Genomic DNA, 18,330 nt, shown 5'->3' with positions numbered 1-18,330 from the left:
AACGTGATTTCGCAATTCACCGGAAGAGGACCCCGCTTTGACCGCCGTGCTCCGCCTGCCTGCCGCCGTGCGCCTGCCGCGCACACCGGCCGCCCGGCGCGCACTGCTGGTGGCCGTGTTCCTCGGCGGTCTGCTGGCCCTCGCGTTCGCCCTCGCGGGCAGCGCCCGGGCGGCCGGTACCGGGACGGAGCAGGTCGCTCCCCCGGCCGGCCACCTCCTGCGGGAGGCGGAGGAGGCGGGCGGCGAGGCGGGGGACGCCGAGGCGTCCGACGGCCTCGCCGAGGCCGGGACCGAGGCCGGTGACACGGTCGAGCAGGGCGTCGATCTGGCGGAGGACTCCGTGGAGGGCGGGCGGTCCGTCCGGGACGGGGCCGAGCGGGCCCTGGAGCCGGTCGCCCGCCACACCGACCCGGTCACCGGGCCGGTCGTCGAGCCCGTCACCGACCTGGTCGAGGACGCCACCGGGATCTCCGTGGACCTGCCCGTCGGCGGTGAACGCCCCGGCCGGACACCGCCCACCGGTGGCGACGGGGACGGAAGCGCCGCGCGTCCCGGCCCCCACGGGCCCGAGGGCTCCGCCCGGCACGCGGACGCCGAGCCGCACGCGCAGCGCCCCTGCACCGACCTGCAGCACACCGTCCCCGCCGCTCCCGAGCCGCACGCGGCGGGCGGGGACCACGGCCGGGACCTGGACGGCCGGTCGCACGACCGGGCACCCCAGCAGTCCCCCCACGCCCCCTCCGGGCACACCTCCCACAACGCCGGTGACAACAACGGCCCCCGCGGCGGGGACGTGAACGGCACTCTCACGCCCGCTGCCGACCGCTTCGGCCCCACGGCCGGCGGTGTCCGCGACACGGGCGCCCGTCCGACGCGCGAGCGCGCCGGCGAAATCCTCGAATTCCCGGCCTGAGGCAGGCCTTTCCCCCTCCCGCCCGGATTTCCGAATCCGGAAGGAACGCCGACCTGCCGTCGCGGGGGCGTGTCAGGTCTGCCTCGCCCGAACACTTTTCCCGAATTCGAAGGAATCGCTTTTCCATGCGCAAGAACCTGCGTCGTTCCATTGTCGTCGCCGCTGCCGCCACCGGCCTCTGGGCGATGGGTACCGCCGTATCCTCCGCTGCCGGACTGCCCGTCGGCGCCGACACCGTGACCGGTGCCGCGACCGGAGCCGCGGACACCGTCACCGGCACCGTCGAGGGCGGTCTGCCCGAGGCCGGTCTGCCCACCGGGGACCTGCCGGCCGAGGTGCCGGCCGACGACGTGACCGGCACCGTCACCGGCGCCGTCGAGAAGGCCGCCGGGCTCGGCACCGCCACCGACGCCGTCGAGGGCGCCGGTGACGCACTCGGGCAGCGGGCCGGTGCGGGCGACGTCCGCAGGACCGTGAAGAAGGCGGAGAAGGCCGCCGACGCGAAGAAGGCCGAGAAGACCGTCCGCAAGGCCGTCCGCACACTGCCCGCCCAGGAACTGCCGTCCGTGCCGGCCGCCCCGTCCCTCCCCGGGGCCCCGACCGCCCCGTCCGTGCCGTCGGCCCCGTCCGGGCTTCCCGGGGCCCCGGAGCTGCCCGAAGCCCCCGGCACCGTCAACAACCTGCTCGGCGCACTGGCCGGTGCGGGTGCCCGCCCGGAGGCGGTGACCGACGCGCTGCGCGGCGCCGTCCCCGGCACCCCGTCCGTGCCGTCCGCTCCGGCCGTCCCGTCCGTGCCCACCGTTCCGGCCGTCCCCGGTGAGCTGCCGTCGGTTCCGTCCGAGGTGCCGTCCGTGCCCGGGGCGCCGGCCGTTCCGGCCGGGCCGGAGGCGGTCTCCGAGGCGGTCGGCACGGTCGTCCCGGCCGTTCGCGGTGCCGTGGCCGACGCCCGTCCGGCCGTCGACGGCCTGACCGCCGACACCCTGCCGCCGACCGCCCACCGCACCGTCGGCGCGGTCCTGCCGGTCGCCGGGACGGCGGCGGGCGACGCCGGTGTCCTGGTGCAGCACGCGTCGGCGGGCGTCACCCCCTTCGTGTCCGGCGTGACCGCCGGGGCCGAGGGCCTCGCACGTACCGTGCCGGCCCGCGCCGTGCCGTTCGCGCAGCTCGTGGCCGGTGACGCGGGCTCGCTGGCGGCGGGCGCCGCCGCCGACGCCACCGTGCTGGCCGCCGACGCCGCCGCCGGTGTCTGCCGGGCCGCCCCGGTCGGCACGGACCTGACCGATGCCGCGAACATCCCGGCCCTGCCGGTGTTCCACACCCTCCCGGCCGCGGACGTCCCCGCGGTCTGACGTCCCGAACCGGCCGGCCCGGCGGGCCGGAGCCTCGCAGGCCGGGCGGTCCCCACGCGTTTCGGGGGCCGCCCGCCCTGCGTCCCTACCACTGTTCGGCACACCTGTTCTGTGACGGTTCTCACCGCGCGGGTGTGATCCGCGATTTAGCCGACCTGCGGGTACGGGGATAACCTGCGAGACGGACATGCCGCGTATCCGGCCGACCCGTGCGCCCTGCTTCACCGCTCGTCACGACGACCGTGGCGGCACGCCCGCGCAAGACACGAACCGTGACTACCGAGATACAAGGGGACGTACGCGCGTGGACCTGTTCGAGTACCAGGCGAGGGACCTCTTCGCCAAGCATGGCGTACCGGTTCTGGACGGTGAAGTCATCGACACCGCCGAGGCGGCGGCCGGGGTGACCGAGCGTCTCGGCGGCCGTGCCGTCGTCAAGGCCCAGGTCAAGGTCGGCGGTCGCGGCAAGGCCGGCGGCGTGAAGCTGGCCAAGGACCCCGCGGACGCAGTCGAGAAGGCCTCCCAGATCCTTGGGATGGACATCAAGGGCCACACCGTCCACAAGGTGATGCTGGCCCAGACCGCGGACATCGCGGAGGAGTACTACGTCTCCTACCTGCTGGACCGCGCCAACCGCACCTTCCTGGCCATGGCCTCCGTCGAGGGCGGCATGGACATCGAGGAGGTCGCGGCCACCAAGCCCGAGGCGCTGGCGAAGATCCCGGTCGACGCCAACGAGGGCGTGACCGAGGCCAAGGCCCGCGAGATCGTCGAGGCCGCCAAGTTCCCGGCCGACGTCGCGGACCAGATCGCCGACGTCCTGCAGACCCTGTGGAAGACCTTCATCGCCGAGGACGCGCTCCTGGTCGAGGTCAACCCGCTGGTCAAGACCGGCGACGGGCAGATCATCGCCCTGGACGGCAAGGTCTCCCTGGACGCCAACGCCGACTTCCGCCAGCCGGAGCACGAGGCGCTGGAGGACAAGGCCGCCGCCGACCCGCTGGAGGCCGCGGCCAAGGCCAAGGGTCTCAACTACGTCAAGCTCGACGGCGAGGTCGGCATCATCGGCAACGGCGCGGGTCTCGTCATGAGCACCCTGGACGTCGTCGCCTACGCCGGCGAGAACCACGGCGGGGTCAAGCCCGCCAACTTCCTCGACATCGGCGGCGGCGCCTCCGCCGAGGTCATGGCGAACGGCCTGGAGATCATCCTGGGCGACCCGGCCGTCAAGTCGGTCTTCGTCAACGTCTTCGGCGGCATCACCGCCTGCGACGCCGTCGCCAACGGCATCGTGCAGGCCCTCGAGCTCCTCGCCTCCAAGGGCGAGGAGGTCAACAAGCCGCTGGTCGTCCGCCTCGACGGCAACAACGCGGAGCTGGGTCGGCAGATCCTGACCGACGCGAACCACCCGCTGGTGCAGCAGGTGGACACCATGGACGGCGCGGCCGAGCGTGCCGCCGAGCTGGCTGCGAAGTAAGGGATAAAGGTCACCACACCATGGCTATCTTCCTCACCAAGGAAAGCAAGGTCATCGTCCAGGGGATGACCGGCTCCGAGGGCATGAAGCACACCCGCCGCATGCTCGCGTCGGGCACCAACATCGTCGGTGGCGTCAACCCGCGCAAGGCCGGCACCAAGGTCGACGTCGACGGCACCGAGGTACCGGTCTTCGGCGGCGTCAAGGAGGCCATGGAGGCCACCGGCGCCGACGTCACCGTCATCTTCGTCCCGCCGAAGTTCGCCAAGGACGCGGTCCTCGAGGCGGTCGACGCCGAGATCGGCCTCGCCGTCGTCATCACCGAGGGCATCGCGGTGCACGACACCGCCGCCTTCTGGGCGCACGCCTGCTCCAAGGGCAACAAGACCCGCATCATCGGTCCGAACTGCCCGGGTCTGATCTCTCCCGGACAGTCCAACGCGGGCATCATCCCGGCCGACATCACCACCGCCGGCCGCATCGGCCTGGTGTCGAAGTCCGGCACGCTGACCTACCAGATGATGTACGAGCTGCGCGACCTGGGCTTCTCCTCGGCCGTCGGCATCGGTGGCGACCCGATCATCGGCACCACCCACATCGACGCCCTGAAGGCCTTCCAGGACGACCCCGACACCGACCTGATCGTCATGATCGGCGAGATCGGCGGCGACGCCGAGGAGCGGGCCGCGGCCTTCATCAAGGAGAACGTGACCAAGCCGGTCGTCGGCTACGTCGCGGGCTTCACCGCCCCGGAGGGCAAGACCATGGGCCACGCCGGCGCCATCGTCTCCGGCTCCTCCGGCACCGCGCAGGCGAAGAAGGAGGCCCTCGAGGCCGCGGGCGTGAAGGTCGGCAAGACGCCGTCCGAGACCGCCCGTCTGGCGCGCGCCGCGCTGGCCGGCTGAGGCGGCACCACAGCTCCACCACCGCAGGGCGGCCCCGGGAGACCCCGGGGCCGCCCTGCGGCGTTCCGTCCTGCGGTGCTCGGCCCTGCGGTTGCTCGGCCCCCGCCAATGCGCCGTTCAAATCATCTGATCATTCTCGTATCGGTTGAGTTGGCGACACGTCGACCATTGGTGACCTGCCGGTGCGAAACGGGTGTTCTTGGCAGCATGGGGCGGCGTGAGCCAGCAGACGATCGAACGGGACCGCGCCCACCACCGCCCCGGGCCGGACGGACCGCGGATGTCACCGATGCTCGCGGGGCTCCTGGGCGGCATGCTCGCCGCAGCCCTCGGCCTCGGCGCACTGGTGCTGGTCGTCATCACCCTGTGGATCACCTCGCCCTACCCCGACGACGGCCCGGCGGGGCCCCTGCGGGTGGCGGCGGACCTGTGGCTGGCGGCCCACGGCGCGGGACTGGTGCGCACGGACGGAGCCGGCGGCACCGCTGTGCCGGTGGGGATCACCCCGCTGCTGCTGGTCGTACTGCCGGTGTGGCTGCTCCACCGGGCCGGCGAGCAGTCCGTGGTCCACGACACCGGTACCGGCACCGACACTGATGCCGACACCGGCGCTGTCGCCGCAGACGACGACGCGGGCCTCCCGCACTCCCGGACCCCCCGCACGGCCGGCCGTCTCCCGCGGGGGGCCCGGCGCGCGGGCCGGGTCGGCGACGGACCCCCGTCCCTTTGGGCCGACCCGACGGACGCGGTGGGCCGGGTCGCCTGGCTGGTGACCGGCTACACGCTCGTGGCCCTGGCCGCGCTGCTGCACTCCCTGACCGGCCCGCTGAGCGCGGAGATCCCCGACGTGCTGGTGCGCGTCCCCCTCGTCGCCGCGCTCGTGGCCGGCGCGGGGGCATGGAAGGGCTGCGGGCGCCCGCCCCTGCCGAACCCGCTGCGGGCGTCCTCCGGGCCCGCGGAGCACGCCCCGCACGCCTTCCTGCCCCGCGGCGGGGTGCGGGTCGCGCTGCGCGCGGCGGCGGTCGCCACGGGGACGGTGGTGGCGGGCGGCGCGCTCCTGTTCTGCCTGGCCCTCGTGCGGTCCGCCCCGGAGGCGGCCCAGTCGTTCTCCCGCCTCACCGGGCCGCTGCCGGGACGGGTCGCGGTCCTGCTGCTGGCCGTGTGCCTGGTGCCGAACGCCGTGGTGTGGGGCGCCTGCTACGCGTTGGGGCCGGGTTTCGCGGTGGGGGGCGGGGGGACGGTGAGCCCGGCGGCCTGGTCCGGGCGCCCGGACCTGCCGCTCTTCCCGCTGCTGGAGGCGCTCCCGGAGCCGGGGGCCCCGGGGCCTGCGGCCTGGGCGGTGGCGGTCGTCCCCGTCGCCGCGGCCGTCCTGCTCGGCGTGACGGTGGCCGGCGCCGCCACCGGCGGAGGGGCTGCGCGGTGGCGGTGGCGGCAGACCGCGGCGGTCACCGTCCTGGCGGCCCTCGCCTCCGGTGCGGGGGCCGCGCTGCTGGCCGGGGCGGCCTCGGGGCCGATGGGGCTGCACGCCCTGGCCGACTTCGGGCCCCGCTGGTGGGCGGCGGGCGGGGCGGCCGCGGCCTGGGCGGCGGGCGGGGGCCTGCCGGTGGCGCTCTTCCTGCGCTGGTGGCGGACCCCGGAGGCCCGGGTGATCGGCCGGCGGGCGCGCCGCCCGCGCCGCTGACCCGCGCCACTACCCGGACCGCTGCCCGGGCGGCGGTCCCGGGCGGCTCCCGCCGTCCCCGCCGTCCCCGCCGTGCCGGGCCCTGTCAGCCCGCCGTCGTCACCGGGGTGCCGTCATTCGGGCACTTCGAGGTAGGAGCGCAGGGGCTCCGGCAGGAGTTCGCTGCAGTTCTGCCGCTGGGTGCTGGTCAGCGAGTCGGAGACGCAGTCGTAGTAGTCCTTGTAGACCAGCTGCACCGTGAACACCGACCCGGCGATCACCAGGGCCATGACGCCCGCGATCAGGCCGCCGCGGGCCGCGGCCGCCTGCGGCCGGGGGCCCGGTGCCCCGGTGGGCCGGGGGCCGTCCGCCCCGGCGGGCCGGCCGCCGTCCGTCCCGGTGGCGGACGCCGCCGCGCGCGGCTTCGCCCGCAGCGAGTCGAAGCCCCAGTAGACGGCCAGTGCGCCCAGCAGCAGGCCGACCTCGGGCAGTCCCAGCAGCCCGAAGAACACTCCCCACATGCCGGCCAGCAGCGCGTACCTGGACCGCCGCTGCACGGGGTCCTTCGGGTCGAACCGCGAGCCGCCCGGGCCGGTGCCGGGGCCCGGGCCGCCGGGCCGGTCCCCGAACCCGCCGTGCTGCTCCCCGGGCTGCCGGTCGCTCCACCGGCCGCCCGGGGCGGGGCCGTTCCCGCCGGAGTCCCCGTTCCCGCCGGAGCCCCGTGCCTCCTCGACGGCGGGGCGGCGCGGGCTCCACGGCCGGTCCGGCGCGTCCTCCGGCGGCGGGGCGAACGGGTCGTCGTCCGGCGTGCCGCCCCGCTCCGACGCCGCAGGCCGGTGCTCGCGCACTGCCTGGCCCTGGCCCGGTGAGGTCGTGATGCGGCCGCTGCTCATTCGGTTGCGCCATCCCCTTGTGGTCCGTCCCGCCGCCGGGTGCTCCCGCCGGCCTGAGGAGGGGACTGCACGCAGCCCCCGGGGCAGACGCTACCCGGCGGGGGCCCCGGCGTCGCTGCGGGGGCGCACCGTCGTGCCGGTATCGTTGCTGACGGCCGGAGCCCGGAGCGGTTCCTGCCCCAGAACCGCCCGACCCGCGAGAGATGAGCCCAGCAGTGGCTGCCTTTCCCCCGCCCGCCCGAGGCCCGGCTCGCCTCGTCGTCCTCGTCTCAGGTTCCGGGACGAACCTGCAGGCCCTCCTCGACCGCATCGCCGACGACCCCGGCTACGGGGCCCGGGTCGTCGCCGTCGGCGCCGACCGCGAGGGCATCGCGGGCCTGGAGCGGGCCGAGGCCGCGGGCCTGCCCACCTTCGTCTGCCGCGTGAAGGACCACGCCGACCGCGACGCCTGGGACCGCGCGCTCACCGAGGCGGTCGCCGCCCACGAGCCGGACCTCGTCGTCTCCGCGGGCTTCATGAAGATCGTCGGCAAGCACTTCCTGGACCGTTTCGGCGGCCGCCTGGTCAACACCCACCCCGCGCTCCTGCCGAGCTTCCCCGGCGCCCACGGCGTCCGCGACGCGCTCGCCCACGGGGTGAAGGTGACCGGCTGCACCGTGCACTTCGTCGACAACGGCGTCGACACCGGCCCGATCATCGCCCAGGGCGTGGTCGAGGTCGCCCCGGACGACACCGAGGAAACCCTCCACGAGCGCATCAAGCAGGTGGAGCGCACCCTCCTCGTCGACGTCGTGGGCCGGCTGGCCCGCGAGGGTTACCGCATTGACGGAAGAAAGGTCCTGGTCCCGTGACCGCCGAAGACACCAAGCGTCCGATCCGCCGCGCCCTGGTCAGCGTCTACGACAAGAGCGGGCTGGAGGAGCTCGCCCGCGGCCTGCACGAGGCCGGCGTGGAGCTGGTCTCCACCGGCTCCACCGCGGGCCGGATCGCCGCCGCCGGAGTACCGGTGACCAGGGTCGAGGAGCTCACCGGCTTCCCCGAGTGCCTGGACGGCAGGGTCAAGACCCTGCACCCGAAGGTGCACGCCGGCATTCTCGCCGACCTGCGCCTGGAGGCCCACCGCGCGCAGCTGGACGAGCTGGGCGTCGCCCCGTTCGACCTGGTCGTCGTCAACCTCTACCCGTTCCGGGAGACCGTCGCCTCCGGCGCCTCCGCCGACGAGTGCGTCGAGCAGATCGACATCGGCGGCCCCTCCATGGTCCGCGCCGCCGCCAAGAACCACCCGTCCGTGGCGGTCGTGACCAGCCCGGACCGCTACGCCGACGTCCTGGCCGCGGTCGCCGCCGGCGGCTTCGACCTGCCGAGCCGCAAGCGGCTGGCCGCCGAGGCGTTCCAGCACACCGCCGCCTACGACGTCGCCGTGGCCGGCTGGTTCGCCTCCGACTACGCCCCCGCCGACGAGAACAGCTCCTTCCCCGACTTCCTGGGCTCGACCCACCTGCGCAAGAACGTCCTGCGCTACGGCGAGAACCCGCACCAGGCCGCCGCCCTCTACACCGACGGCACCGGCGGCCTCGCGGAGGCCGAGCAGCTGCACGGCAAGGAGATGTCCTACAACAACTACGTGGACACCGAGGCCGCCCGCCGCGCCGCGCACGACCACGCCGAGCCCTGCGTGGCGATCATCAAGCACGCCAACCCGTGCGGCATCGCGGTCGGCGCGGACGTCGCCGAGGCCCACCGCAAGGCCCACGCCTGCGACTCCCTGTCCGCCTTCGGCGGCGTCATCGCCGTCAACCGGCCGGTGTCGAAGGAGATGGCCGAGCAGGTCGCCGAGATCTTCACCGAGGTGATCGTCGCCCCGGACTACGAGGACGGCGCGGTCGAGGTCCTGGCCCGCAAGAAGAACATCCGCGTGCTGCGCTGCCCCGAGGCGCCCGCCGCCGCCACCGAGGTCCGCCCCGTCGAGGGCGGGCTGCTGCTCCAGGTCAAGGACCGCCTGCAGGCCGAGGGCGACGACCCGGCGAACTGGACGCTCGCCAGCGGCGAGCCGCTGGACGGGGCGGGCCTGGCCGAGCTGGCCTTCGCCTGGCGCGCCTGCCGGGCCGTCAAGTCCAACGCGATCCTGCTGGCCAAGGACGGCGCGACCGTCGGCGTCGGCATGGGACAGGTCAACCGCGTGGACTCGGCGAAGCTCGCCGTGCAGCGCGCGGGCGCCGAGCGCGCGGCCGGCTCCTACGCCGCCTCCGACGCGTTCTTCCCCTTCCCCGACGGGCTCGAGGTGCTCCTCGAGGCGGGCGTGAAGGCCGTGGTGCAGCCGGGCGGTTCGGTCCGCGACGAGGCCGTGGTCGAGGCCGCGCGCAAGGCCGGGGTGACCATGTACCTCACCGGCACGCGGCACTTCTTCCACTGACGCACCGGCAGGAACGACGGAGGGCGGCACGCACCGGAACCGGTGCGTGCCGCCCTCCGCGGTGACGCCCCTGCAACGGGCGCCCTCCGGCTACTTCTTGACGACCAGGGTCTTGGCCGCCTTGTCGTGCCAGCCCTGGCACTTGCCGCTGTTGTCGAAGAACGGCGACAGGAAGACCAGCAGGCCGGGCAGGTAGCACAGCATCCAGCCGACCATCGGGATGATGAACCGGACGAAGCCGGCGCCCAGGCCGGGGACCCGGCCGTCCGACTCGCGCAGCACCCGCAGGCCCAGGGCCATCTTGCCGACCGTCGCGCCCTTGAGGCCGATCATCAGCCACTCGTAGAGCAGGCCGACCGCGAACATCAGGCCGAGCATCATGAACGCGACGCCCGCCATGCCCGCCTCGGCACCGCTGCAGTCGGTGTAGCCGTACTCGTCGGTGGTGCAGCTGCTCTCGGCGATGCCGAAGAGGCTGGCGGCACCGGCGAGGTAGATCACGAACATGATCGCGCCGGTGACGAGTCCGTCGATCAGGCGGGCGCCCAGGCGCGCACCCATCGAGGCGATCTGGTAGCCGCCGCCGGGGCCGGGGTAGCCGCCGCCCGCGTACTGGTCCTGCTGCGGGTAGCCGTAGCCCTGCTGCGGCGGGACGCCCTGCTGGGGGTAGCCGTAGCCGGGCTGCTGGGGCGCGCCCTGCTGGGGGTAGCCGTAGCCGGGCTGCGGCTGCTGCGGCGCGCCCTGCTGCGGGTAGCCGTAGCCGGGCTGCTGCGGCTGCTGCCCGTAGGGATTGTTGGGATCGGGCGGGTAACTCACGTTCTCCTCCACCGGAGCGGTCTTGCAGTACTGGGGACAGGTCGGTCTGGGGGGCGCACAGGGGGAGCGGTCTTCTCAGCCGTACGGATCGGTCTTGTCCAGGATGATCTTGTAGAAGACCACGAAGGCGACCAGGATCATGACGCCGATCACGGAGAGCGCGATCCCTCCGAGGGCCTGGCCGCGCCCGGTACCGGTCCGCTTCGCCCTGTTGAGCGCGGCGATGCCGAGGCCGATCCCGACGAACCCCAGGAGGCCGCCGTAGCAGAAGAGGATTCCGACGATCGAGCCGAAACCGCAGTAGACGGAGGCCGTCGCCAGCTGGTTCGGCTCGCCCGCGGGGGGCTGGGGACCGTGCGGAAGGCCGCCGTGGGGCGGCTGCGGAGCCTGCGGGTAGCCGTAGGCCGGCCCGTGCGCGGGGGAAGGGTACTGCTGCCCCCCGTACGGATTCGGCTGTTGGTACGGATTGCTCACGGTCCTCCCCCGATTCATGTGCCGCACCATCGTGGTAGCTCTGTGTGCCCGGTGTCCAGTGAGGACGTTCTCCCGTGCTGAATCTGCAACCAGTTCATCACGCACCCATGACAGCCGGTCCCGGCGGGCGTCCCTGATTGTGACGACGGCCGGGGCATCCGGGAGGATGGGGCCATGACCGCCCAGATTCTCGATGGCAAGGCCACCGCGGCCGCGATCAAGTCCGAACTCTCCGCGCGGGTGGAGGCGCTCAAGGCGAAGGGGATCACCCCGGGCCTGGGCACCGTCCTCGTCGGCGACGACCCCGGCAGCCACTCCTACGTACGAGGCAAGCACCGCGACTGCGCCCAGGTGGGCATCGCCTCCATCCGGCGGGAACTGCCCGCCGACGCCACGCAGGCCGACGTCGAGGCGGTCGTGCGCGAGCTGAACGACAACCCCGAGTGCACCGGGTACATCGTCCAGCTCCCGCTGCCGAAGGGCCTGGACACCAACCGGGTGCTGGAGCTCATCGACCCGGCCAAGGACGCGGACGGCCTCCACCCGATGAACCTCGGCAGGCTCGTGCTGAACCAGCCCGCCCCGCTGCCCTGCACCCCCAACGGCATCGTGGAGCTGCTGCGCCGGCACGGCGTGGAGATCGCGGGCAAGCACGTGTGCGTGGTCGGCCGGGGCGTGACCGTCGGCCGCTCCATCGGCCTGCTGCTCACCCGCCGCTCGGAGAACGCGACCGTGACCCTGTGCCACACCGGCACCCGGGACCTGTCCGCCGAGCTGCGCCGCGCGGACATCGTCGTCGCGGCGGCCGGCGTGCCGCACTTGGTCAAGGCGGAGGACGTCAAGCCCGGCGCCGTCGTCCTCGACGTCGGCGTCTCCCGCACCGAGGACGGGCTCGTCGGCGACGTCGACCCCGGTGTGGCGGAGGTCGCCGGCTGGCTGTCGCCCAACCCGGGCGGCGTCGGCCCGATGACCCGCGCCCTGCTGCTGGCCAACGTCGTGGAGGCGGCCGAGCGCGCCGCCGCCGCACAGTCGGGCTGAGCCGGCCCGGAGCGAGGGGATGACCGCAGCGATGGGCACCACGGACAGGGCAGAGGGGCAGGCGCGCCCCGGGGAGACGGCCGCGGACGGAGCCGGAGCCGCCGGGGCGCACGGGGCCGCACGGACCGCGGACGCCGCCGGGACCGACGGAGCCGACGGGACCGCCGGGACCGCCGGGACCGGTGCGGACACGGCCGCCGCGGACGCGCGGCTCGACGAGGCGCACCTGACCGGCGGCCGGGCGCCGGACCGCAGCGCCGGCACGGCGCGGCCCGAGGGCGGCGGCCGTGCGGCCGGCGGCGAGGCGCCCGCCCCGGCACGGCAGTGGCCGATGCTGGTGGTGGCCGGCGGGTTCGCACTCGGGCTGCTGGTCACCGCCTTCGGCGGTTTCCGGGCCGGGGCGCTGATCATGGGGATGTCGATGCTGGCCGGTGCAGGGATGCGCTGGTCGCTGCCGGCCGTCGGGCTGCTCGCGGTCCGCAGCCGCTTCACCGACGTGATCACCTACAGCGTCTTCGGGACGGCGATCGTGCTGCTGGCCCTGATGATTCAGCCCAAACCGATCCTGGAGATCCCCTTCCTGGAGGACGCGATCCGCTTCGCCGTGCGCTGAGACGCGCCCGGCGGGCACGGCTTCGGGAATCCGGCGGAGGAAGCGTGCATGGGTTCCGGGCAGCGGGGCAGAAGGCCGTCACCCCCCACGGGTGGCGACACCCGGGCGGCCGTCCTCGCTCCCCCTCGACGGACGGCCGCCCGGCAGCCCCGCCCCGCCGCTCGTGTGCCGCCCCGCACGGGTGCGGGCGCCGCCCGGCGGGCCGCACCGCGGGGTCGGAGGGTCCGGCCCGGCCCGGTTCGGATAGCCTGGCGCCAGGTCTCTTGATACCAAGACAAATCGAGAGGCCCGGCCATCCCGGGGCAAGGGACGCCCACCGCCAGGTACCAGCTGGAGACTGCCATGACCCGCACTCCCGTCAACGTCACCGTCACCGGCGCCGCCGGCCAGATCGGCTACGCGCTGCTGTTCCGCATCGCCTCCGGCCAGCTCCTGGGCCCGGACGTTCCGGTGAAGCTGCGACTCCTCGAGATTCCCCAGGGCCTGAAGGCCGCCGAGGGGACCGCGATGGAGCTCGACGACTGCGCGTTCCCGCTGCTGTGCGGCATCGACATCACCGACGACCCCAACGTCGGCTTCGACGGTGCCAACGTCGCCCTGCTCGTGGGCGCCCGCCCCCGCACCAAGGGCATGGAGCGCGGCGACCTCCTCGAGGCCAACGGCGGCATCTTCAAGCCGCAGGGCAAGGCCATCAACGACCACGCCGCGGACGACATCAAGGTCCTCGTCGTCGGCAACCCGGCCAACACCAACGCCCTCATCGCCCAGGCCGCGGCCCCGGACGTACCGGCCGAGCGCTTCACCGCGATGACCCGCCTGGACCACAACCGCGCCCTGTCGCAGCTCGCCGCGAAGACCGGTGTCCAGGTCTCCGAGATCAAGAAGCTGACGATCTGGGGCAACCACTCCGCCACCCAGTACCCCGACGTCTTCCACGCCGAGGTCGCCGGCCGGAACGCCGCCGAGGCCGTCAACGACGAGAAGTGGCTGGCCGACGAGTTCATCCCGACCGTCGCCAAGCGCGGCGCGGCGATCATCGAGGCCCGCGGCGCCTCCTCGGCGGCCTCCGCGGCCAACGCCGCGATCGACCACGTCCACACCTGGGTCAACGGCACCCCCGAGGGCGACTGGACCTCCGCCGGCGTCGTCTCCGACGGCTCCTACGGCGTCCCGGAGGGCCTGATCTCCTCCTTCCCGGTCACCGCCAAGGACGGCCGCTTCGAGATCGTCCAGGGCCTGGACGTCAACGAGTTCTCCCGCACCCGGATCGACGCCTCGGTCCAGGAGCTGGTCGAGGAGCGCGAGGCCGTCCGCAAGCTCGGCCTGGTCTGATCGCCCGACCCCGCCCGACCCCGCCGCGCCGCCGCCCGGCGCCGCGCACGGCAGCCCTCCGCCCCCGGAAATCACGGGGGCGGAGGGCTGCCGCCGTCGCACCCGTCCCCCTACAGTGGTGGCCCGCACGCACCGCACCGCCCGCACGCCCGCACCGCGGTGCACCGCACGCACTGCACCGCACCGCACCGGCCCCGGGCCCCGCAGCCCGGGTGGTTCACGGATCGGGGGATCGCACGTGGACAGCACTCCGCCCGCCTTACCGCCGCGGCCGCGAAGACCCGGCACCCGCCGGCCCGGCGCCGACGCGCACCGCAGCGAGGCGACCCGCCTGCTGTGCCTGGGCGCCCACCTGAACGCCGCCTTCCGCCGCCGGGTGGTCGAGGAGCTCCTCGACCACCCCGAGCGGCCCGTCGCCCCCTCGCTGGGCGTCGACGTCCTCCCGGTCCTGGCGCACGCCCTGCGCGCCCGGGCCCGGGAGGTGCGCACCGGACTCCTCCTGCTCGCCCTGTGGCCCGTCCTCGTGCTGGTCGACCACGCGGGCTGGCAGATCGCCGTCCGCAGCGGCACGTACTGGCCGTCCGCCCTCCGGCTCGGCATGTGGTCCGCCTACTACGCCCTCGTGTGCCTGGGACTGTGGGCGGCCCGCACCCTCACCGCGGCGCCGGGCACCCGCAGGGGGCCCGACGGGCGGCGCCTGCGGCGCGCCCGGTTCTGGACCCTCCTCGCGCGGCTGAACCACGTCCTGTACTGGGTCGCGGCCCTGGGGTGGCTCCCGGTCCACGTCGTCGCCGGTGTGCCGCTGCCGGCGTGGCTGCCGTGGCTCGGCGGGTGGGAGGTCCCGCTCCTGGTGCTCCCGGCGGTGGACACCTGGTTCGGTGATCCGCCGGCGGAGGCGCCGCTCCTGGGGGCTCCGGAGTGGTGGCTCCCGGAGTGGGCCCCCGCGGCCCTGGTGCCACCCGCCGCCCTGCTCCTGTGCACACTGTGGCAGCGCGGACAGCTCCTCGGGACCCTGCGTTACGAGCTGAGCCGGGAGGCGTTCCCGCTGCTGCCGCGCCGGATGCCCGACGTGGGCCCGGCCCACCGGCGCACCGTCGCGGCGATCAACCGCGAGCAGCACTCGCCGCTGACCTCCTACGACCCCTTCCGGCCGTTCGCCGGGGCCGGCCGGCTGCACGAGCCGTGGTCGTTCGCCGTGGAGCTCAGGCGCAGGAAACCCGGGGGCAGCGGGGGACGGTTGACGAGCCGCCAGGTCGTCGACCTGATCCGTCCCCAGCTCGAACGGCTGGCGCGCGAGTCCGCGGCCACCAGCCGGGACCGGCTCAAGGACCTGGAACTGCAGGAGTGCGTCTTCCTCCCGGCGGGGGACCGTCGCGACGGGGCGGACCACTCGCCCGACGCGATCGCGGAGCAGGTGGCGGAGGCCGTCGACGAGGGCGCCGAGACCCGCCGGTACTTCCTGCGGGTGAGGATCGGCGCCTGGGACGAGCAGCTCGTGATCACCGTACTGGTCCGGATCCACACCCAGGGCGGCATGCTCGTCCTGGAGGTCGTCCCGCACGTGCTGCCGCCGATCCGGGAGGACTTCCGCACCGCCGACGCGCTCCTGGCCGCAGACGCAGGCACCGGCGGCCCGCGCGAGGCCCTCGCCTTCCTTGCCGCCGCGCCGGCCGCCGGGGCGGAGGCCGTCCTGTCCGCCCTCCGGGAGGCGGCGGCCGTCCCGAGGAGGTGGCTGCGCCCGCGCGGCAACCCCCTGCCCGAGGGGCCGCTGGCCTCCGTGCGGGAGCTGGGCAGCGAGCCGACGGTGTCGCTGTTCCAGAAGATGGACGCCAGCCGGTACGTCAAGACCGTCCAGGACCGGATCGTCAACGGGGTGCGGACGGCCCTGAAGTCCCAGGGCTACGAGGTCGACGAGTTCGACCGGCAGGTCGTCAACGTCGCGGCCGGAGGGGTCTTCATCGGCGGCTCGATGAGCGGCGGGGCCATCGCCAGCGGCAGCGGCTCCAAGGCCGAGCACGCCGGGGCGCACCCGGCCCGGGGACGCAGGAGGGACCACGATGAACCGTGAGCAGGAGCAGGAGCAGGAGCAGGAGCAGGGCCGTGGTGGCGGGGCCGGGGCCGGGCCCGCGGGTCCCGGCGGGCCGGCGTCCGGCTCCGGCGGGCTGTTCGTCGGGGGCAGCATGACCGGCGGGGCGATCGCCACCGGCGCGGGCGCCAGGGCCCGCGACCGCAGCCGCCGCGGCGGGGAACGGCCCGTCGGCGGACTCCCGGCGCCCGCCGCGCCGTCGGGTTCGCGGGTCCCGGGGGAGGTGCACGTCGCCGGGCACGTCACCGGCGGCGCGGTCGCCGCGGGCGAGGGCAGCGAGGCGGAGTACGCCGCCGTGGCCGCCGACCGCGGCCACCGGGAGCTGCTGGAGGCCGTCCGGCTGCTCCGGCAGCACCTGGAGCTGCTGTCCGTCACCGAGGAGGTGACGGAGGCGGACGGCGAACTGGCGGCCGTCGAGGAGGAGATCACCCGCACCGGGAGGGCCGGCCCGGGCCGCCTGGCCCGCCTGCGGTCCCTGCTGACCACCGGGAACACCGCCCTGACCGCGCTGGCGTCGGCCGCCGCCGTCGTCGGTGCCGTCACCGCCCTGACCGGAGGCTGACTCCGGCCCGCGCCGCGTCCCCCGGGGGATTCGGGCACGGCCGGGGCGCGGTGAGCCACCGTCACGGGCCCCCGCCCGCGTCCTCGCGGAGGGAGAGGGAACCTGTGACGCCCCGGTTCTGTTCCTTCCCCCGGAAGGAGTAACGTTGTGGGGCGATCGTCCCGTATTCAAGGAGCGGGACGGGTCACGGAACCACGAACGGGGAGCGGTATGCAGGGGGACGTCGGGAAGCCGCGGCGGATGAGGTCCAGCACGGTGGCGCTGGGAGCGATGGGCACCCTGGCCCTCCTGGTCACCAGCTGCGGGTCCGAGCCGGACCGCCGGTGCGTGGACCCGGTCACCTACAAGCAGCTCAAGGACCGCTCCTGCCGGTCGGGTTCGTCCTCCTCCGGAGGGGCCTCCGGCGGGGGGTCCTCCGGCGGCTCGTACGCGGGCGGGAAGAGCAGCGGCCGCTGGTACTACGGCGGCGAGAAGAACGGCAGTTACGTCTCCGGCGGCAGCTTCGACAAGACCGCGGTCAGCCGCGGCGGCTTCGGCTGCTCCGGCTCCGGCGGCGGCTGAGCCGGCGGGGGACCCGACGCCGTGGAACGCCGCACCACCACCCCCCGCCCCGACTGGCAGCGCATCGTCGAGGAACAGGGCGTGGTCTACCCGCTGACCCGCTACCCGGACGAATCCCTGCGCCCGTACTGGGACGAGAGCGCCTACTACGTCTTCTCGCTCCCCGAGGTGGAGGCGCTGGAGGAGGTCGTCGAGGAGCTGCACGCGATGTGCCTGGCCGCGGCCGGGCACATCGTCGAGACCGGCCGCTTCGCCGAACTCGGCGTCCGCGACCCCCGCCTGGTGGAGCGGATCACCGAGTCCTGGCACCGGCGCGACGAACTGCCCAGCATCTACGGGCGGTTCGACCTGCGCTACGACGGGCGCGGGGAGCCGGCCAAACTGCTGGAGTACAACGCCGACACCCCGACCTCACTGGTCGAGGCGGCGAGCGCGCAGTGGTTCTGGATGGAGGACCGCTTCCCCGGGGCCGACCAGTGGAACTCCCTGCACGAGCGCCTGGTGCAGGCGTGGCGCGACCAGGCGGACAGGCTGCCGCCCGGGCCGGTCCACTTCGCCCACTCCACCGGCGACACCCTCGGCGAGGACCAGATGACGGTCGCCTACCTCCAGGAGACCGCCGAGCAGGCAGGCCTGGAGACCGCGTACGTCGCCATGGAGGACATCGGCTGGGACCGGCTCTCCGGCCGCTTCGTGGACGACAGGTACCGCTTCATCAGGTCGTGCTTCAAGCTCTACCCCTGGGAGTGGCTGTCCACCGACGCCTTCGGCGGGCACGTCCTGGACACCCTCGACAACGGCGGCGGCTCCGGCAGCACCTGCTGGATCGAGCCCGCCTGGAAGATGCTGCTGTCCAACAAGGCGCTGCTGGCGGTGCTGTGGGAGATGCACCCCGGCCACCCCAACCTCCTCCCGGCCTACCTGGACGGGCCGCGCGAGCTGGCCTCCACCACCGGGTACGTCTCCAAGCCGCTGCTCGGCCGCGAGGGCGCGGGCGTCACCGTCCACCTGCCCGACGGCACCTCCACCGCGCCGCGCCCGGACAGCTACGGCAAGGAGTACGGCGCGGAGGGCCACTGCCACCAGCAGTTCGCCGCGCTGCCGGAGTTCGACGGCAACCGCGTGGTCCTGGGGACCTGGGTCGTCGGCGGCGAGGCGGCCGGCCTGGGCATCCGGGAGTCCGCGACGCTGGTGACGGACGAGTACGCGCGCTTCCTGCCGCACGTCATCCTCTGACC

The 18,330-nt window shown here is 74.4% G+C and carries 17 protein-coding genes; 14 read left to right on the top strand and 3 right to left on the bottom strand.

Translation table 11 applies throughout. The annotated features are described in order from the left end of the window. The first annotated feature begins 37 nt into the window (after positions 1 to 37). From GQS52_RS10215 to GQS52_RS10195, 5 genes are all read left to right on the top strand, one after another. On the top strand, positions 38 to 913 hold the full coding sequence (locus GQS52_RS10215; RefSeq protein ID WP_182313090.1) for a hypothetical protein: 876 nt from the start codon (positions 38 to 40) through the stop codon (positions 911 to 913). Between the two features lie 125 nt (positions 914 to 1,038). Further along, positions 1,039 to 2,262 (top strand): hypothetical protein, encoded by a 1,224-nt coding sequence (locus GQS52_RS10210; protein WP_182313089.1) that lies wholly within the window; start codon positions 1,039 to 1,041, stop codon positions 2,260 to 2,262. Between the two features lie 304 nt (positions 2,263 to 2,566). Continuing rightward, positions 2,567 to 3,739 (top strand): ADP-forming succinate--CoA ligase subunit beta, encoded by a 1,173-nt coding sequence (sucC, locus tag GQS52_RS10205; protein WP_182313088.1) that lies wholly within the window; start codon positions 2,567 to 2,569, stop codon positions 3,737 to 3,739. 20 nt (positions 3,740 to 3,759) lie between these two features. Then, a complete protein-coding gene (gene sucD, locus GQS52_RS10200) occupies positions 3,760 to 4,644 on the top strand; it encodes a succinate--CoA ligase subunit alpha (RefSeq protein ID WP_182313087.1) in 885 nt (294 codons plus the stop codon). Positions 4,645 to 4,861: 217 nt separating this feature from the next. After that, complete coding sequence (locus GQS52_RS10195; RefSeq protein ID WP_182313086.1) at positions 4,862 to 6,325, top strand: DUF6350 family protein; 1,464 nt, start codon at positions 4,862 to 4,864, stop codon at positions 6,323 to 6,325. A 113-nt stretch (positions 6,326 to 6,438) separates the two neighbouring features. Here GQS52_RS10195 and GQS52_RS10190 read toward each other — a convergent pair whose 3' ends face one another. Then, on the bottom strand, positions 6,439 to 7,197 hold the full coding sequence (locus tag GQS52_RS10190) for a hypothetical protein (protein WP_259370690.1): 759 nt from the start codon (positions 7,195 to 7,197) through the stop codon (positions 6,439 to 6,441). Between the two features lie 203 nt (positions 7,198 to 7,400). On the opposite strand from GQS52_RS10190, the gene purN reads away from it, so the two are divergent. After that, positions 7,401 to 8,048, top strand: coding sequence for a phosphoribosylglycinamide formyltransferase (gene purN / locus GQS52_RS10185; RefSeq protein WP_182313085.1), 648 nt, complete (start codon positions 7,401 to 7,403; stop codon positions 8,046 to 8,048). Beyond that, positions 8,045 to 9,610 (top strand): bifunctional phosphoribosylaminoimidazolecarboxamide formyltransferase/IMP cyclohydrolase, encoded by a 1,566-nt coding sequence (purH, locus tag GQS52_RS10180; RefSeq protein ID WP_182313084.1) that lies wholly within the window; start codon positions 8,045 to 8,047, stop codon positions 9,608 to 9,610. The genes purN and purH overlap by 4 nt, the downstream gene beginning before the upstream one ends. A gap of 90 nt (positions 9,611 to 9,700) precedes the next feature. On the opposite strand, the gene GQS52_RS10175 is transcribed toward purH, so the two are convergent. Together GQS52_RS10175 and GQS52_RS10170 are read right to left on the bottom strand one after the other, a co-directional pair. Continuing rightward, positions 9,701 to 10,426: an RDD family protein gene (locus GQS52_RS10175; protein ID WP_182313083.1), complete on the bottom strand. Its 726-nt coding sequence runs from the start codon at positions 10,424 to 10,426 to the stop codon at positions 9,701 to 9,703. Between the two features lie 75 nt (positions 10,427 to 10,501). After that, the gene (locus GQS52_RS10170; protein WP_182313082.1) at positions 10,502 to 10,900 is read right to left on the bottom strand and encodes a DUF4190 domain-containing protein; all 399 of its coding nucleotides are present in this window, start codon (positions 10,898 to 10,900) and stop codon (positions 10,502 to 10,504) included. Between the two features lie 174 nt (positions 10,901 to 11,074). On the opposite strand from GQS52_RS10170, the gene GQS52_RS10165 reads away from it, so the two are divergent. The 7 genes from GQS52_RS10165 to GQS52_RS10135 all read left to right on the top strand — a co-directional run bounded on the left by GQS52_RS10165 (position 11,075) and on the right by GQS52_RS10135 (position 18,328). Beyond that, complete coding sequence (locus tag GQS52_RS10165) at positions 11,075 to 11,938, top strand: bifunctional methylenetetrahydrofolate dehydrogenase/methenyltetrahydrofolate cyclohydrolase (RefSeq protein WP_182313081.1); 864 nt, start codon at positions 11,075 to 11,077, stop codon at positions 11,936 to 11,938. Between the two features lie 19 nt (positions 11,939 to 11,957). Next, positions 11,958 to 12,551: a DUF3017 domain-containing protein gene (locus tag GQS52_RS10160; protein ID WP_259370689.1), complete on the top strand. Its 594-nt coding sequence runs from the start codon at positions 11,958 to 11,960 to the stop codon at positions 12,549 to 12,551. 342 nt (positions 12,552 to 12,893) lie between these two features. Then, a complete protein-coding gene (locus GQS52_RS10155; protein ID WP_182313080.1) occupies positions 12,894 to 13,883 on the top strand; it encodes a malate dehydrogenase in 990 nt (329 codons plus the stop codon). A gap of 238 nt (positions 13,884 to 14,121) precedes the next feature. Then, a complete protein-coding gene (locus GQS52_RS10150) occupies positions 14,122 to 15,951 on the top strand; it encodes a hypothetical protein (protein ID WP_182313079.1) in 1,830 nt (609 codons plus the stop codon). Further along, positions 15,941 to 16,531 (top strand): hypothetical protein, encoded by a 591-nt coding sequence (locus GQS52_RS10145; RefSeq protein WP_182313078.1) that lies wholly within the window; start codon positions 15,941 to 15,943, stop codon positions 16,529 to 16,531. The genes GQS52_RS10150 and GQS52_RS10145 overlap by 11 nt, the downstream gene beginning before the upstream one ends. Before the next feature lie 240 nt (positions 16,532 to 16,771). Then, a complete protein-coding gene (locus tag GQS52_RS10140; protein ID WP_259370688.1) occupies positions 16,772 to 17,092 on the top strand; it encodes a hypothetical protein in 321 nt (106 codons plus the stop codon). Between the two features lie 21 nt (positions 17,093 to 17,113). Continuing rightward, positions 17,114 to 18,328 carry a glutathionylspermidine synthase family protein gene (locus GQS52_RS10135; RefSeq protein WP_182313076.1) on the top strand — a complete coding sequence of 405 codons (1,215 nt, stop codon included), beginning with the start codon at positions 17,114 to 17,116 and terminating at the stop codon, positions 18,326 to 18,328. Positions 18,329 to 18,330 lie beyond the last annotated feature (2 nt).

This window comes from Streptomyces sp. SCUT-3 (genome assembly GCF_014083985.1).
GTDB classification, from domain to species: domain Bacteria; phylum Actinomycetota; class Actinomycetes; order Streptomycetales; family Streptomycetaceae; genus Streptomyces_H; species Streptomyces_H thermolineatus.
This window is presented reverse-complemented; position numbering and strand designations above follow the sequence as displayed.

Excerpts from the sequence above, each read along its gene's own strand:
- GQS52_RS10210 (WP_182313089.1), top strand. The coding sequence starts at position 1,039 with ATGCGCAAGAACCTGCGTCGTTCCATTGTCGTCGCCGCTGCCGCCACC.
- sucD (WP_182313087.1), top strand. The coding sequence starts at position 3,760 with ATGGCTATCTTCCTCACCAAGGAAAGCAAGGTCATCGTCCAGGGGATG.
- GQS52_RS10190 (WP_259370690.1), bottom strand. The coding sequence starts at position 7,197 with ATGAGCAGCGGCCGCATCACGACCTCACCGGGCCAGGGCCAGGCAGTG.
- purN (WP_182313085.1), top strand. The coding sequence starts at position 7,401 with ATGAGCCCAGCAGTGGCTGCCTTTCCCCCGCCCGCCCGAGGCCCGGCT.
- GQS52_RS10165 (WP_182313081.1), top strand. The coding sequence starts at position 11,075 with ATGACCGCCCAGATTCTCGATGGCAAGGCCACCGCGGCCGCGATCAAG.
- GQS52_RS10160 (WP_259370689.1), top strand. The coding sequence starts at position 11,958 with ATGACCGCAGCGATGGGCACCACGGACAGGGCAGAGGGGCAGGCGCGC.
- GQS52_RS10155 (WP_182313080.1), top strand. The coding sequence starts at position 12,894 with ATGACCCGCACTCCCGTCAACGTCACCGTCACCGGCGCCGCCGGCCAG.
- GQS52_RS10145 (WP_182313078.1), top strand. The coding sequence starts at position 15,941 with ATGAACCGTGAGCAGGAGCAGGAGCAGGAGCAGGAGCAGGGCCGTGGT.
- GQS52_RS10140 (WP_259370688.1), top strand. The coding sequence starts at position 16,772 with ATGAGGTCCAGCACGGTGGCGCTGGGAGCGATGGGCACCCTGGCCCTC.